This is a genomic window from Psychroflexus gondwanensis ACAM 44 (genome assembly GCF_000355905.1).
Taxonomy (GTDB): domain Bacteria; phylum Bacteroidota; class Bacteroidia; order Flavobacteriales; family Flavobacteriaceae; genus Psychroflexus; species Psychroflexus gondwanensis.
In genome coordinates this window covers 42,589-57,222 of record NZ_APLF01000013.1, presented here as the reverse complement: position 1 = coordinate 57,222, position 14,634 = coordinate 42,589, and the positions used below count along the sequence as shown (strand labels likewise).

Sequence of the window (14,634 nt, the reverse complement as noted above, 5' to 3'; positions counted from 1 at the left end):
TGGAAGTGTTGGCCTATCGGCACGCCATATGCTTAATTATTGCTACACGCATTTATTCCGTGTTGATTAGTTTACCATTCTCGTAAGTTTCCGTTTTGGTCAGTTTTCCTTGTTCGTCGAAATATGTCCAAACTCCGTCTTTTTTTAATCCGTTACCATAAAATCCGCTCTCGCTTATTTTTCCATTTTCGTGAAATTCAGTAAAACTTCCAGCTACAAGTCCATTGTCATAATTTGCCAGAAGTCGGATATTTCCATTTTCGTAATATGCGGTAATAGATTTGTAAGTCAGAATATCGAGTGGAAATCTTGTCTCGCGAGTTTTATTTTGGTGTCGGTCAAAATCTATCGTTATCAAATGAGTAAAATCACGATATTTTATTTTTTTCACAAAGCCTGTATCATCATAATTTTCTGAAACCACTTCGCCAGATTCCGGAATTTCCTCTTCCTCCGCTCCGTGAATGACTTTTACATTTGGCATTCTTTGTACTCTTACAATATCTATACTGTAAATTTTGGTGAAGTTATTTTCTTTAAAGAACGAAGTTTCTAAATAATCTTTACTATCATTTTTCTTTCCCATTGGGAATTGATAAACCACATAATTAAGTTTAGAATTTCCGTCAATCGGAACGACTAATTTTTTATTGAAATTGTCAAAATCAATTTTTGCATTCGATAAGGTTTCGTTGAAATCATCAACCGTTTTTTGAATGTAATCCGAACCTGCACTTTTTTGATACTCCTCAATTCTCGTTTTTATTGTATCCTCAAATGAATTGAAAAATTCAGTGTAATCTTTTTGCTTTATCAATTCTAAAACTCCCTTTGATGTTTTCACAGCTTTTTTGTCATTTTGAGCAAATCCAAATTGAGTTATCAAAATTAAAATGGTAAGTACGATTTTTTTATTCATATGTATGCTAACGGTCAGCAGCTAGAAGAAGTTGGCGATTTTCACCACAAATGTTGATGCGGAGAACCAATGTTTGATTAACCACAAATGTGTCTGCGGAGCACTGAACCGCCAATTTATTGTAGATGCTGTTATAGGGCGTTTTTCTTTTCGTTATGGTGTCCATTTCTGTTTTCACTTTTTAAATTTCTTTGTCAATATTACTACGGTCATAATTGGAGCATAAAGTAATAGTAAAATTTGGAAAGTAAAACCAATAAAGTCGCCAAATTTATATTCATTATAGTCGGCAAATAACTTGTCTGCGGTGTTTGTTAAAGCTGCATTGTTGATTATGTAATGGTCGTTGGATTGTTTGTCATTGTTTACTTTGAACAAACTATCACTTTTAGCAATTAGCAGCCCGTCAAGCATACAAACGTCATTGTCATGATACAGCTCAATTGTTTCGTCAGGCTTTACAGATATTTTTTTGTTGAAAGGATTTGAAATTCCAGGGAATTTAAACTCTAAAGGAATTGTCGTTGTTATTGTGCTTCTTTCTCGTCCGAACGGTGTTACAAATATTTCTTTGTCAAGCGTGTTAGTAATAGTTGTCTGAACGAGAAAAAGTCGAACAGGTAACACAGCCAAAATGATGAATAAATAGGAAATTATGATTGTCGTCCAAACGAATATTTTCATAAAATTCTGTTGTCAAAAGTGTTTGTTGCCATAATGGAATGCAGTTTCCTTTGTGTCGTCCTAAAATGCCCTATAACATCCCCATAAACTCTATTCAACTCTTCAGTATAGGGCATATATCTATTTGGAACGTTGCTTTTATGACCAACTAAACTAGCACTTTCATATATAGTATACAAGAGATATTTTAATAACCACTAAAAATGCTGCATTTAAGATTTTAAGGCAACGGAAGATTGCCAACACTACTCGCTTATTCTTTTTTATTATATCGCAAACGCAGGTTTTTGTCATTTTCATTTTTGCAATTATTTTTATGGACACTATTTATTTTTTAAAATTCATCTTTTGTATTACCCAGCAAATACCTGCCTAGAGTTCTAACTTTCCATATGCAGGGCTTTTATAAACCCAGATTTCTACCCCATAATTAGCCTATTATAATTACTTTTAAACCCAAGAACTCTGAAACTTTGCTAAGCTTATCTCTATGAAAAAGTCCATCCTCCTTTTAAGTCTTCTCTTCTTATTCCAATCTTGCTCAGACAATACCTCTGAAGATCAAGCTGCTATTGCTTCAAAATATATTCAGAATTACACTCAGCAGCCTATTTCTGTGACGTCTCCTGTTGAAATTCAGTTGAAAGAGAAGTTGCCTCAATACACTACCGATCAAAAACTTCCATCAGAATTTATAAAAATTGAACCTGAAGTAAAAGGCGATTTGTATATCGAAAATGGAAATCGACTGCGTTTTATTCCGAAACAAAAGCTCCAACCTGCGACAACCTATCAATTCAACCTTGACTTGAGTGAGTTGTATGAAAACTTACCAAAAGAGGAAAAAGTGTTTCAGTTTAAATTTGAAACCATAGTCCCCGATTTTAGAATCGGACTTCAATCAATACAATCTTATGATGCCGATTGGCAATATATTTCAGCAGAGATCGAGGCTTCTGATGTGCTTAGTTTAGAAAATATCAAAAAGAGTATTTCTGCACAACAAAATGATAGAGACTTAGATGTTCGGTTTTTAACGACTTCTGATGCCAACTATTTTGAATTGGTAATCGATAGTATTTACCGTGAAAAAGACGATTCCAAAGTTTTGATTTCTTGGGATGGATCGCCTGTGGACGCAAAAACTGAGGGAAGTGAAACTTTTATTATCCCTGGAAAAGATAATTTTAAAGTGATGGACGTTCGCATAGCAAAAGCGAAAAAGCCATATTTAGAAATTAATTTTTCTGAAAGTTTAGATCCAAATCAAGAGTTTTTAGGTTTGGTTCAATTGGATGATGACACTAACCTAAAATTTGAAGTCAATGGGAATGTGTTGAATGTTTTTCCAGATAGCAAATTCAAAGGTGAGGTCACTTTGAGAGTTTTTGAAGGTATAAAAGCGGAATATGGCAGTAACCTCAAAACTGAATTTTCAAAATCTATCCGCTTTCAGCAACTCAAACCACAGGTGAAGTTGATTTCTCAAGGGGTAATTTTACCCAACAGTCCATCTAACCCCTTTTATTTTGAAACTGTAAACTTAGCCGCTGTGGACTTGCGTGTGATTCAAATTTATGAAAACAACGTACTACAATTTTTACAGGATAATGACTTCAACTCCACAAACAACTACAACTTAAGAGATGTAGGTAGATTGGTCGCCAAAAAAACCATTCCGCTTAATCAAGATGACTTAAACAATGCTGGCGAATGGCAGGCTCATGCGATGGATTTGAGTTCCATATTTGAAGTTTCTCCGGGTGCCATTTATCAAATTGAAATCAGTTTCAGAAAAGCCTACAGCCTTTACACTTGTGGTGAAGATGAACAAGTAGATGCTGAAAAGATAAATCAAATTGCCAAAGAATTTGAGAAGGATAAGGAAGAGGAGTATTGGAATAAAGAAGCCTGGGGTTTTAGAAATTCAACTTACGATTGGCGAGAACGTGATAATGCGTGTCATGAGGCCTATTACAATGATGATAATTTTGTAAGTAGCAATGTGATGGCCTCCAATTTAGGTGTATTGATCAAAAAAACAGAAACGGGAAATTACTTTGTAGCCACTACAAACTTACTGTCTGGATCTCCAGAGGCGCAAACAAAGGTTAGCTTTTACAATCAGCAACAGCAGGTTTTAGGAAGTGTAGAAACCGACAATGAAGGGATTGCTGTATTTAAGCCCTCTCAAAAAGCAGTTTTTGCAATCGCCCAAAATTCTAGCAATTATGCTTACTTAAAACTTGAAAATTCGAATGCTTTAAACCTAAGTAGTTTTGAAGTTGGAGGAACCAAAATCACCAAAGGCATCAATGCTTTTATGTACACCGATCGAGGTGTCTATAGACCTGGAGAAACTATTCATTTCAATTTTGTGTTAGATGATTTTGCCAATCCACTGCCCGAAAATCATCCTGTTAAACTCGATTTTTTTGATCCTCAAGGGAGACTTACGTATTCTGAAGTGAAAAATTCTTCTGTAAATGGTTTTTATCATTTTCCCCTTTCAACAGATGAAAAAGACGCAACTGGAAGCTGGCGAATAGTTATAAATGTAGGTGCCGTCAAGTTTACAAAATTTATTTCTGTGGCTACAGTAAAGCCCAACCGACTGAAAATTGAATTATCCACGACAGATGAACCTCAACGACTTGACAAAAGTATTCAATTGAACTTATCAACCGAATGGCTAACGGGCGCCACTGCTAAAAATTTAAAAGCTGATGTAAAAGCTAAGTTCACTTCAGCTGATTACAAATTTAAAAAACTGAAAAGCTTCAAATTTAGTGATCCTGTAAGACGCTTTTACCCACAAGAATTTCAGGTGTTTGAGGGAGAAGTAAACCAAAATGGACAAGCGGATATCCGTTCTAAAATTAATTTCAGTAAAAATCCCCCTGGAATGATCAAGGCTAACTTTTTGACCAAAGTCTTTGAAGGTGGTGGTGATTTTTCAATAGATGTCGATGAACAATGGTATGCTCCTTACTCGCATTTTGTTGGATTAAGAGCCTTAACGTCTCATCAGAATCATCGCTTCCAAACCGACCAAACGACAAATTTTGAAGTGGTAAGTGTAACTTACAAAGGTGAAATAGCGCCCAAGCGAAAAGTAAAGGTTTACATCCATCAAATTGAATGGCGTTGGTGGTGGAATCGTGGAGATGACCAACTTTCCAGATACGAAGATGCTGAAGTACACAAGCCTTATAAGAACTTTGAATTGACTACCGATGCAAATGGAAAAGCTAAATTCAGCTTAAACATTCCTGAAGATGACCGGGGTCGATATTTAATTCGTGTAGTGGATGAAGAAAGCCAGCATGCCAGTGGTGAATTGGTTTACTTTTTTAAAGATTGGTGGAATATTCAGCAAACTTCTAAAGAGCATAATCTGGTGTTCACAGCAGATAAAGACACCTATAGCGTAGGCGAAAAAGCGAAAATCAACTTCCCCTCCATGGCAGAAGCAAAAGCATTGCTGAGTGTCGAAAATGGAACAGAAATTATTCATCATGAATGGATTGATGCCCAAAAAGGCATGACCGAAGTGGAACTCACTATCACAGAAGCCATGGCTCCAAATGCTTACATCAGCATTTCCTTATTACAAAAACATCAAAACACAACAAACGATTTACCCATTCGTTTGTTTGGAGTTATACCAATTGAAGTGGAAAACCCAAAACGCAAACTTCAACCTCAACTAAAACTTCCTGAAAGCATTCGACCAGAATCTACTTACAGCATAGACGTTTCAGAAGAAAATGGAAAAGCAATGACCTATACCATCGCTATTGTTGATGAAGGTTTGTTGGATTTGACCAGCTTTACAACACCAGATATTTACAAGCATTTTAATGCGAAGCAAACTTTAGGCGTGCGCACCTTCGATGTTTTTGACGATGTTATTGGCGCTTATGGCGGAAGTCTGAAAAATGTGTATAGGATTGGTGGTGGCGATGAAGCAGCGGGGAAGAAAAACAGAAAAGCGGAACGTTTTAAGCCCGTGGTGTCACATCTGGGACCTTTTTATTTAGCAGCTGGAAAATCAAAAACACATCAACTTCGCATGCCCAATTACATTGGTTCTGTAAAAGCGATGTTGGTGGCTGGAAATCCAGAACAACAAAGTTATGGAAGTGTAGATAAAGTGATGAAGGTAAAACAGCCCTTGATGCTGCTAACTTCAGTACCAAGAAAATTATCACCTGGAGAAGAAGTAAGAGTTCCTGTAACTATTTTTGTGATGGACGATAAGCTCAAGTCTATCGAAGTAAGTGTACAAAACCACGACCAACTTCAATTGATTGGAGAGGCGACACAAGAACTCCAAGTTTCAGAAACTGGTGAATATCTAGTGTATTTCGATTTTAAAGTTAGTGATGATTTACGTCCACAAAAAATTAAGATCCAAGCCAAATCAGGAAATGAACTAGCTTATAACGAAGTTGAAGTCGATGTCATTAATCCGAATCCTGTGAGTTCAACTGTTCGTAAACTCGAACTTAAAGAAAATGAGCAGAAGGAATTGGAATTAACTGCTTTTGGTACACCAGGCACAAATTCAACACGTATCAGTTTTAGTTCATTTCCTCCAATGAACTTAGAAAAAAGATTGCATTATTTATCCTCTTATCCGCATGGGTGCGTAGAGCAGGTCACCTCCAAAGCTTTTCCTCAGTTATTTTTATCAGACATTGTTGATTTAGATGCACCACAGGAAAATCAACTGAAGGAACAAGTTCAAAAAACCATTCAGAAGATAAACAAATACCAAGCAATTTCTGGAGGAATCTCCTATTGGCCGGGTGGAGATCCAGACGAATGGACCACCAATTACGTAGGGCATTTCATGTTGGAAGCCAAAGAAAAATCTTATCAATTGCCTTTTGGTTTCCTATCCAAATGGAAGAGCTACCAAAAAGAAAAGGCTAGAAAATGGACAGAAACACCTAGAGAAAGTGATTTTGTACAAGCCTATCGCTTATATACTTTGACCTTGGCTGGCGAAGCAGAAGTTGCCGCGATGAATCGCTTGAAAAACAAAAGTGATTTAAGCAGTCAGGCCAAGGCAAGATTGGCGTTAGCTTATGCCAGATTAGGACAAGAGTCTACTGCTAAAAAACTAGTACAAGAATTTAGTAATTCGCAAATAAGTGAAATCGAATACCGATATACTTACGGTTCTAAACTCCGAGACTTAGCTATGATACTGGAAACGTATGTGTATGTAAAAGATGAAAAGATGAACAGCTTAGCTGAAGAAATATCCCAAATCCTTTCTTCAGACCAATGGTTGCAAACCCATGAAACGGCTTATGCTTTACTCGCCATGTCCAAATACATCAAGTATAAAGGTGGTAAAGAGCTAGATTTCAACTTTCAAGTGAATGGAAAAAACACTCCTGTAAAATCTTCAAAAGGAATTTATCGAACCGACTTGAGAGTAGATTCAGCATCAAATATCCAGCTTTCAGTTCAAAACAATAAACAAGGGAGTTTGTTTGTAAACATTTTACAATCTGGGCAATTACCTATCGGTGAGGAACAAGCTTCTTCGAGAAATCTTAGGGTCACCACTCAATATTCAGATGTAAATAAAGAGCCTATTGATATTGAAACCCTAAAGCAAGGAACAGAAGTCACGCTAAGACTGAGAGTAGATAACGAATCGAATTCCTATTTGAATGAGGTAGCACTAAGTCAATTTATCCCGAGTGGTTGGGAAATTATCGATACTCAATTTACTGATTTTAAGAGTGGTAGTTTTGAAAATGCTAATCATGTAGATGTCCGCGATGATCGGGTGTATATATACTTTGATTTGGAAGCTAGAAAATCGACTTACTTTGAAATTAAAGTTAATGCTTCTTATCTCGGAAAATACTATTTACCAGGAACTCAAGTTGAAGCCATGTATAGTGGAAATCATTTTGCACGAACTCAAGGACAATGGATTCAAGTTGTAGAATAATACAATTCCAAAATAAGGATAATGAGCTGCTTGGCTGTTAGAAAAAGTAGAAAAACTAAATCATGAAACAACTTTCAAAAAGGAAATGGCTTATTGGCTTATTGCTCTTTGTCGTTCTAGTGTGGTGGTTTAGTTTACCCAAAGCCTTGTTTAGCGATCCTATCTCTTGTGTTGTCAATGATCAGGATGGAAATTTACTAGGAGCTCGAATTGCAGACGACGGGCAATGGCGATTTCCGAGTGCAGATGAGGTTCCCGGAAAATTTGAGCAAGCCATTCTTCATTTTGAAGATGAATATTTCTACTTTCATACTGGCTTTAATCCTATTTCCATGGCTAAAGCTTTCTATTCCAACTTAACGAGTTCAACCAAAAGAGGTGGAAGTACGTTGACACAACAAGTGATTCGCCTTTCCAGAAAAAATAAACAACGAAGCTATACCGAAAAAATTATCGAATTGGTACAAGCCACTCGATTAGAATTAAAATTGAGCAAAAAAGAAATCCTACTACACTACTCTGCCTACGCTCCTTTCGGCGGAAATGTGGTAGGACTAGAAGCGGCGAGCTGGCGGTATTTTGGGATTTCAGCAAAGCAATTAACGTGGGGACAAGCCTCTGCTTTGGCCGTTTTACCCAATTCGCCAAGCATCATTTATCCAGGAAAAAACGATAAGCAATTCCTAAATAAACGCAACGCCCTTTTAAAAAAACTAGTTTCAAAAGAAGTTATCGATGAAGAAACCTATCAGCTTTCACTTTTAGAAAGCTTGCCTAGTACGCCACTTCCATTGCCAAATCAAGCTTTTCATTTTGTTGATTTTGTATGTCAACAAGACCCAAAGGAAGTGATGGCAAGCAGTATTCAAAATCAACTTCAGCAAAAAGCCAATCAAATTACCGTCAAACATCAGCGAGCACTTCAAAAGAATACTATTTATAATCTATCCTTAGTTGTGGTAGAAAACAAAACCAGAAAAGTCTTGGCTTATGTAGGAAATACAAGTGCTGCAAAAAGTCCTTTTCGCTATGTGGATATGATGCAAGCCAAACGAAGTACGGGCAGCACCTTAAAGCCCTTTTTATATGCGGCGGCACTAGAGAAAAGTCAGATTTTGCCAACCTCCCTATTACAAGATGTTCCTGTGAGTTTTAATGGATACCGCCCTAAAAATTTCAATGAAAAATTCCATGGATTGGTTCCTGCACATCAAGCGCTAAGCCGTTCCTTGAATGTTCCTTTTGTAAATGTATTGCAGGACTATGGTCTACCCCTTTTTTATGAAAATTTACAAGACGCCGGATTACAACAAATTAATAAAGGAATCGATCACTACGGATTAACCTTGATTTTAGGAGGGGCAGAAGTCAGTTTATGGGAATTGACGCAAGCCTTTGTCAATTTCAAAGAAGTGTATTCCACCTATGTAACGTCTTCCAGTCAATACTCCACGGGTGAAATTCAAAGTTTGAGTATTAACGCCTCCGTTTCAAACACAAAACAGGAGTTAGATTATAAACCTGCCAATTGGCACGCCTCATCTGTCTATTTTACCTTAAAGGCTATGATGGAACTGGAGCGCCCAGAAGATTTCAATTTTGGTGCTATTTTAGGAGATGACCAGCAAATTGCGTGGAAAACGGGAACAAGTTATGGCTTTAAAGATGCGTGGTCCATCGGGATGAATGAAGATTATACCGTTGGCGTTTGGGTAGGCAATGCCGATACCGAAGGAAGACCAAATCTTACAGGCATAAAAGCAGCCGCACCAATTATGTTTGACGTATTTAAAGAACTTCCCAAAAGCCGAGATTGGCTGCTACCTCCTTACGACGATGTAAAACAAGTAAACCTATGCCCTTTTAGCGGAATGCCGAAAAGTAAGGCTTGTGATGAAAGTGAACTCTTATGGATTCCCTCCCACTCAAAAGCCTTGAGGCAGTGCACCTATCACACAAAAGTTAGTGTGGACGAAACAGAACGTTATGAGGTCAAAAATAACTGCTATCCCCTTTCAAAAATGAAAAAGAAATCCTTTGTTGAACTCTCCCCAATTGAAAAGCATTTCACACAGACTATGGGTTTTAAAACACCTCCTCCACTCCATCCCAATTGTAGTGAAGTTACCGATGAACAGGAGTTGATGGAATTTATATTTCCAAGAAAAAATGAACGGATTCTACTCCCCAAAAGTTTTGATGGAACCAATGAGGAAGTTGTCCTACAGCTGGCACATTCCAAAAATACAGAAGTCCATTGGTATATCGATGAACGTTACCTCACCACGACCACAGAGCTACATGAAACCAGTATTCACCTCCAACCAGGTCGCTACCAAATAAGTGTTGTTGACGAAAAGGGCCACTTTCTAAAGCAAGACGTTTTGGTTGAAAAAACAATGTAAATAATAGTAATATATCATAGATACTATTTGGGCGTTTCAACCTGCTGTCCGTTTCTAGTCCGCAAGCCAAAAGCTGGAGAGTCTAAGGCTGTAAAGGAGCTTCTTAGGTCGCTCTCCACAGCCAAGACTCTCTGGCTTTTAGCTTTTACGGGCTATCCACTTCCATCAGGAACGCAAAAAACTATCACCTCCAGAATTCAAAGGAAATCGTTACACCCTATATTTAATGTTTCCAATATCCTTAAATAGATAAAGTCATTTACAGAACCTTGAGTTATAGGAATAAAAAAACGAAACTAGGCAAACCTAGTTTCGTTTTAAATAAGATGGTGAATACTTAAACTTGATCGCCTTTCATCATTTTATTCCAATATAAATAAGGAAGACCGTATTTTTTGAGTAACCAAAGACGCCAGTGTTCTTTAGCAGAGTTAAAAATCAACATTAGTTTTAGTTTTGGATCTGGTGTAAAATTACCGTCATAGTCAAATTCAGCTAACGCCATTTTCCCATAACCAGTCACCAAAGGACAAGAAGAATACCCATTGTAAGATTGGTTAGTCGCTTTTTTATTGTCCATTAGAGACAAAAGATTATCAATAACCACAGGAACTTGTTTTCTAATCGCAGCGCCCGTTTTGGCCGTTGGAAGTCCAGCAACATCTCCTAGTCCAAAGATATTATCGAATGTGTTGTGCTGCAGGGAATGAATATCAACATCCAACCATCCACTCTCGTTGACCAAATTTGATTCTCTTATAAACTTAGGAGCAACTTGTGGCGGAGCGATATGCAACATATCAAAAGGCATTTCTATATGAGTATCGCCAGAAAGTCGTTCTCCAATTTGTTTAGATTCGTTGGTAATACATTGATTCTCATCATCTCCAACATACTTAAAGGTAATAATTTTCTTTTCTCCATCTACTTTTATAGGAGCATAGTAAGGCTTGAAATGGATGCCGTACCTATTTACTACCTTTTGAAGTGTATCTCGGATTTCTTTTACCCCAAATAACACAGTCCCAGGTGTTGCAAAAATCACTTCACTTTCAATATTGTTTTTTCTAAAATAGTCCGCTGCTAAATAAGCAATTTTTTGAGGAGCTCCACCGCATTTTATGGGAGTAGTTGGCTGAGTAAACACAGCATTTCCACCTTTAAAGTTTTTAAGAACTTCCCAAGTATGTTTTGAATCTGTATAATTGCTACACACTACGCCTTTTCCTAAAGCAGATTCTAAACCTTCAATTTGAGAAGGATCCATCACTAAACCAGGGGAAACTACCAAATAGTCATATTGAATATCTCCACTGCTTTTTGTTTTGACTATGTTGTTGTCTGTATCGAAGCCATTTGCATAATCTTTTATCCAATCAACCCCATTAGGAATTAAATCTTTCATAGGTCTTGCAGTGTCATCATAATCGTATGTACCTGCCCCTACCAATGTCCAAGCAGGTTGATAGTAGTGGGTTTCTGCTGGTTCAATAATCCCAACGGAAAGATTGGGTTTACTCCTTTTCAATTGTGCAGCCGTCATCATTCCTCCGGCACCTCCACCAATTATTAAAACTGAATATTTTGACTTCATTATGTAAATTTTACATAAAAATAAAGACAAAAAAGTATCGAATCTGTAACAATTGTTACAAAAAACTCATTAAACATGAAATACTTTAAAATTTAAGAAAAATTCTTGGCTAAATCAATTTATTTATCAGTAATAAAATTAACCGCCGTCTGTATGTGTAAGTCTGTAGTTGACAAAAAAGGTGTTTGAGCTTGCTCATCTCTTAGTAAAATAGGAAGTTCTGTGCAGCCCAAAATAACGGCATCTATAGATTCCTCATATTCAATGATCAACTCCTTATAAAAAGACTTGGCCTCATCGCTAAAAACACCTTGGGTTAGTTCTTTAGACACAAAAAAATGTGATTTTTCAATATTGGATTCAGAAGGAATCCGTACGTCTAATTCATAATTATCTTTGAGATATTTTTTTAAAAAATCCTTTGTCATCGTTGGTTTATTGCCCAATAAAAGCAACTTCTTAAATGTCTGCTTTTTAGCTTCTTCCCCTACAGAGTCTCCAATATGTAAAAAGGGGATATCAATTTTAGGCTGTACAAACTCTACTGCCATATGAGGTGTGTTGGCACAAATCATAATCGCTTTTGCTCCTGCTTCTTGTAAGGCTTTGGAAACTTTAAGGTAAGTTTGATTGATTTCGTTTATATTCTGCCTTCTCATCACATCTATATTGATACTGTAGAGTAAAAGGTCTGGGTTTTGTGATTTGCCCATATAGAGCGACACTTTTTCATTAATTAACCTATAATATTCTAAGGTGGAATGATAGGATGTGCCTCCAATAAGTCCTAATAGTTTCATGAGAAAAAGGTTAGGTTACACTAAATTTTTATCTATGCTTTTTTGACAAACTCAGATTTTAAAGCCATGGCTCCGAAATCTTTAATCTTGCAATCGATATTGTGATCACCATCTGTTATCCGAATATTTTTCACTTTGGTTCCCGCTTTAATGGCTTTCGGAAATCCTTTCACAGGAAGATCTTTTACAATAACGACGCTATCCCCGTCTTCAAGGGGGTTTCCATTAGCATCCTTGATGATTACATTGAGTTCAACTTCACTTTCTTTAGTTTCGCCTTCTTTAGAATCCCATTCAAAACTACATTCAGGACAATTGTAAATTTCACTTCCAACTGAATATCCGTATGCAGATGAGCAATTAGGACATACTTTCATTTCTTCTGACATTATATTTTTTTAGTGTATTGGTATCAGAGTTTAAAAACTCAAAAAGCTCTAACTTATTTTATTAATCCTTATCGAAACTTATACTCCACATTCCTCTAACTTCATTTACATCGTAACCAATAGCTTTATCATTAGGATATAACTCTTTTATTTTATCGTAGGTTTCTCTTTGGATCTCTTTTCCTGGAGTTCCATGACATTTTAAACACATAGCATTGGTCACAATAGGATAATAGAAATTCACTTTTTTATTTCCCTCTACAACAATGGGTTCTGGCTCTTCGCCATTTTTTAAAATCTGCTTGTAAAGCGAAATATATTCCAGTTCTTGAGCGTTGGCTTTGTTATTGGGGTTTCTGTTTTTATCCGATACTCTTTTGATAATTGCATCATGCTTAGTGGCCATAGAATCTGTAAGCGGCATGGCTTGTACATTACAAAATGACAAGGCATGCATTACGCCTTCTTTCTGGATCGCTCCCATCAAATTTTTACCTAAGGTCGCTTTAGTAGACTTGGCATAAGACATGCCTATCTGCGCATAACTCTGTTCTGGCTCAGCAAGTTGTGCTGCAGACTTTCCGTTTTGCTCAAACGTCCTCCCGTGTTTATCTTTGTAATGATTTTGAAACCACTTGGGTTCTTCAATTTTATAGTCAAACATATAGGAAGCAATAGCTTTGATATCTTTTTGTGCATAAGGCTGATATGGCATGAGCCCAAAACGTTTTGCAGCCCCTTTTAGCTTTACTTTTTCAAGGCTTGGTTGTTCTACAAAAGCCCATAAATCCTTAATGAAATCCTCTTTAGATTGAGCATCTTTCAGATACCTTGCTTTTATAGCAACCATTGGCGGAGCAATCCTAGAGCCTTGAGAAGAGCTTGGACTATGACACAGATAACACTTATTTTCCATAAGTATTTTTCCTTTAGGAGCAATTTCTTCTGAATTTATTTCCGTTGACTTCAATTGAATATAGTCGTCTGTATTGGCTTTGGGATCTTTCTTGCAAGCCAAAAGTAGTGAGACAAATAGGATTAGGAAAGATAGAGACCTCATGATAGTTTTATTTTAATTAAAAGTAATCCACTCAAATCAATTTGATGGTAACTAAAGTTACAGGAATCCAAAAAAAAAGCGGAATCAAAGTTCCGCTTTTTATAATCCACTCAATTTAAAGTTCTGTCTAAAATTGTTTCTTAGCCAAATACCAAGTTGTCTTTTCAACAGAATCATCTTTCAATCTAGCTTCGTAATCCTTTAATGTTTTTGGAGATGATACTATACCTTTATCTCCTTTTTTCCAGTCCAATGGGCATGCTGCTCCATTTTCATCAGAAAATTGTAAAGCCTCTAGACATCTTAAAATTTCATCCATATTTCTACCAACATTCAATGGGTAATACATGATTAATCTTATTTTTTTGCTAGGATCGATAAAGAACACTGCTCTTACGGCTGCTGTTTCACTTTCATTTGGCTGCAGCATCCCGTAAAGTTTGGAGACTTTCATATCGATATCTGCAATAATTGGAAAATCCATATAGACTCCAGTATTTTGCTTTACGCTATCTACCCAACCAATGTGAGAATGGATGGAATCAATACTCAAGCCTAATAATTCTGTATTAAGGGCTTCAAATTCTGACTTACGTTCAGCAAATCCACTCATTTCTGTAGTACATACTGGAGTAAAATCAGCCGGGTGAGAGAACATAACAATCCACTTTTCTGGGGCAAACTCAGACATTTTCATGTTTCCTGTAGTTGTTACAGCTTCAAAATCTGGAGCTTGATCTCCAATTCTAGGCATGCTCATTACTTCTTGTGTTTGACTTTCTTGTTTTAAATCTTCCATAGTT

General features: G+C 36.7%; 9 protein-coding genes. 2 read left to right on the top strand and 7 right to left on the bottom strand.

Annotated features, from left to right (window positions below):
• Positions 1-52: 52 nt before the first annotated feature.
• Together PGOND44_RS15035 and PGOND44_RS11905 are read right to left on the bottom strand one after the other, a co-directional pair.
• Positions 53-919 (bottom strand): toxin-antitoxin system YwqK family antitoxin, encoded by an 867-nt coding sequence (locus PGOND44_RS15035; RefSeq protein WP_003442479.1) that lies wholly within the window; start codon positions 917-919, stop codon positions 53-55.
• Between the two features lie 174 nt (positions 920-1,093).
• The gene (locus PGOND44_RS11905) at positions 1,094-1,603 is read right to left on the bottom strand and encodes a hypothetical protein (protein ID WP_003442475.1); all 510 of its coding nucleotides are present in this window, start codon (positions 1,601-1,603) and stop codon (positions 1,094-1,096) included.
• A 490-nt stretch (positions 1,604-2,093) separates the two neighbouring features.
• Between PGOND44_RS11905 and PGOND44_RS11900 the strand changes: the two genes are divergently transcribed.
• Together PGOND44_RS11900 and pbpC are read left to right on the top strand one after the other, a co-directional pair.
• A complete protein-coding gene (locus tag PGOND44_RS11900) occupies positions 2,094-7,583 on the top strand; it encodes an alpha-2-macroglobulin family protein (protein ID WP_003442472.1) in 5,490 nt (1,829 codons plus the stop codon).
• 62 nt (positions 7,584-7,645) lie between these two features.
• Positions 7,646-9,988, top strand: coding sequence for a penicillin-binding protein 1C (gene pbpC, locus PGOND44_RS11895; protein ID WP_003442469.1), 2,343 nt, complete (start codon positions 7,646-7,648; stop codon positions 9,986-9,988).
• A 337-nt stretch (positions 9,989-10,325) separates the two neighbouring features.
• Here pbpC and PGOND44_RS11890 read toward each other — a convergent pair whose 3' ends face one another.
• From PGOND44_RS11890 to PGOND44_RS11870, 5 genes are all read right to left on the bottom strand, one after another.
• Entirely contained in the window at positions 10,326-11,582 is a 1,257-nt protein-coding gene (locus PGOND44_RS11890; protein ID WP_003442467.1) for an NAD(P)/FAD-dependent oxidoreductase, read from the bottom strand.
• Between the two features lie 119 nt (positions 11,583-11,701).
• A complete protein-coding gene (locus tag PGOND44_RS11885; protein WP_003442462.1) occupies positions 11,702-12,382 on the bottom strand; it encodes an aspartate/glutamate racemase family protein in 681 nt (226 codons plus the stop codon).
• 32 nt (positions 12,383-12,414) lie between these two features.
• On the bottom strand, positions 12,415-12,771 hold the full coding sequence (locus PGOND44_RS11880; RefSeq protein ID WP_003442460.1) for a zinc ribbon domain-containing protein YjdM: 357 nt from the start codon (positions 12,769-12,771) through the stop codon (positions 12,415-12,417).
• A 61-nt stretch (positions 12,772-12,832) separates the two neighbouring features.
• Positions 12,833-13,831, bottom strand: a complete 999-nt coding sequence (locus PGOND44_RS11875) for a c-type heme family protein (RefSeq protein ID WP_003442458.1) — start codon at positions 13,829-13,831, stop codon at positions 12,833-12,835.
• A gap of 127 nt (positions 13,832-13,958) precedes the next feature.
• Positions 13,959-14,630 carry a peroxiredoxin gene (locus PGOND44_RS11870; protein WP_003442456.1) on the bottom strand — a complete coding sequence of 224 codons (672 nt, stop codon included), beginning with the start codon at positions 14,628-14,630 and terminating at the stop codon, positions 13,959-13,961.
• Positions 14,631-14,634 lie beyond the last annotated feature (4 nt).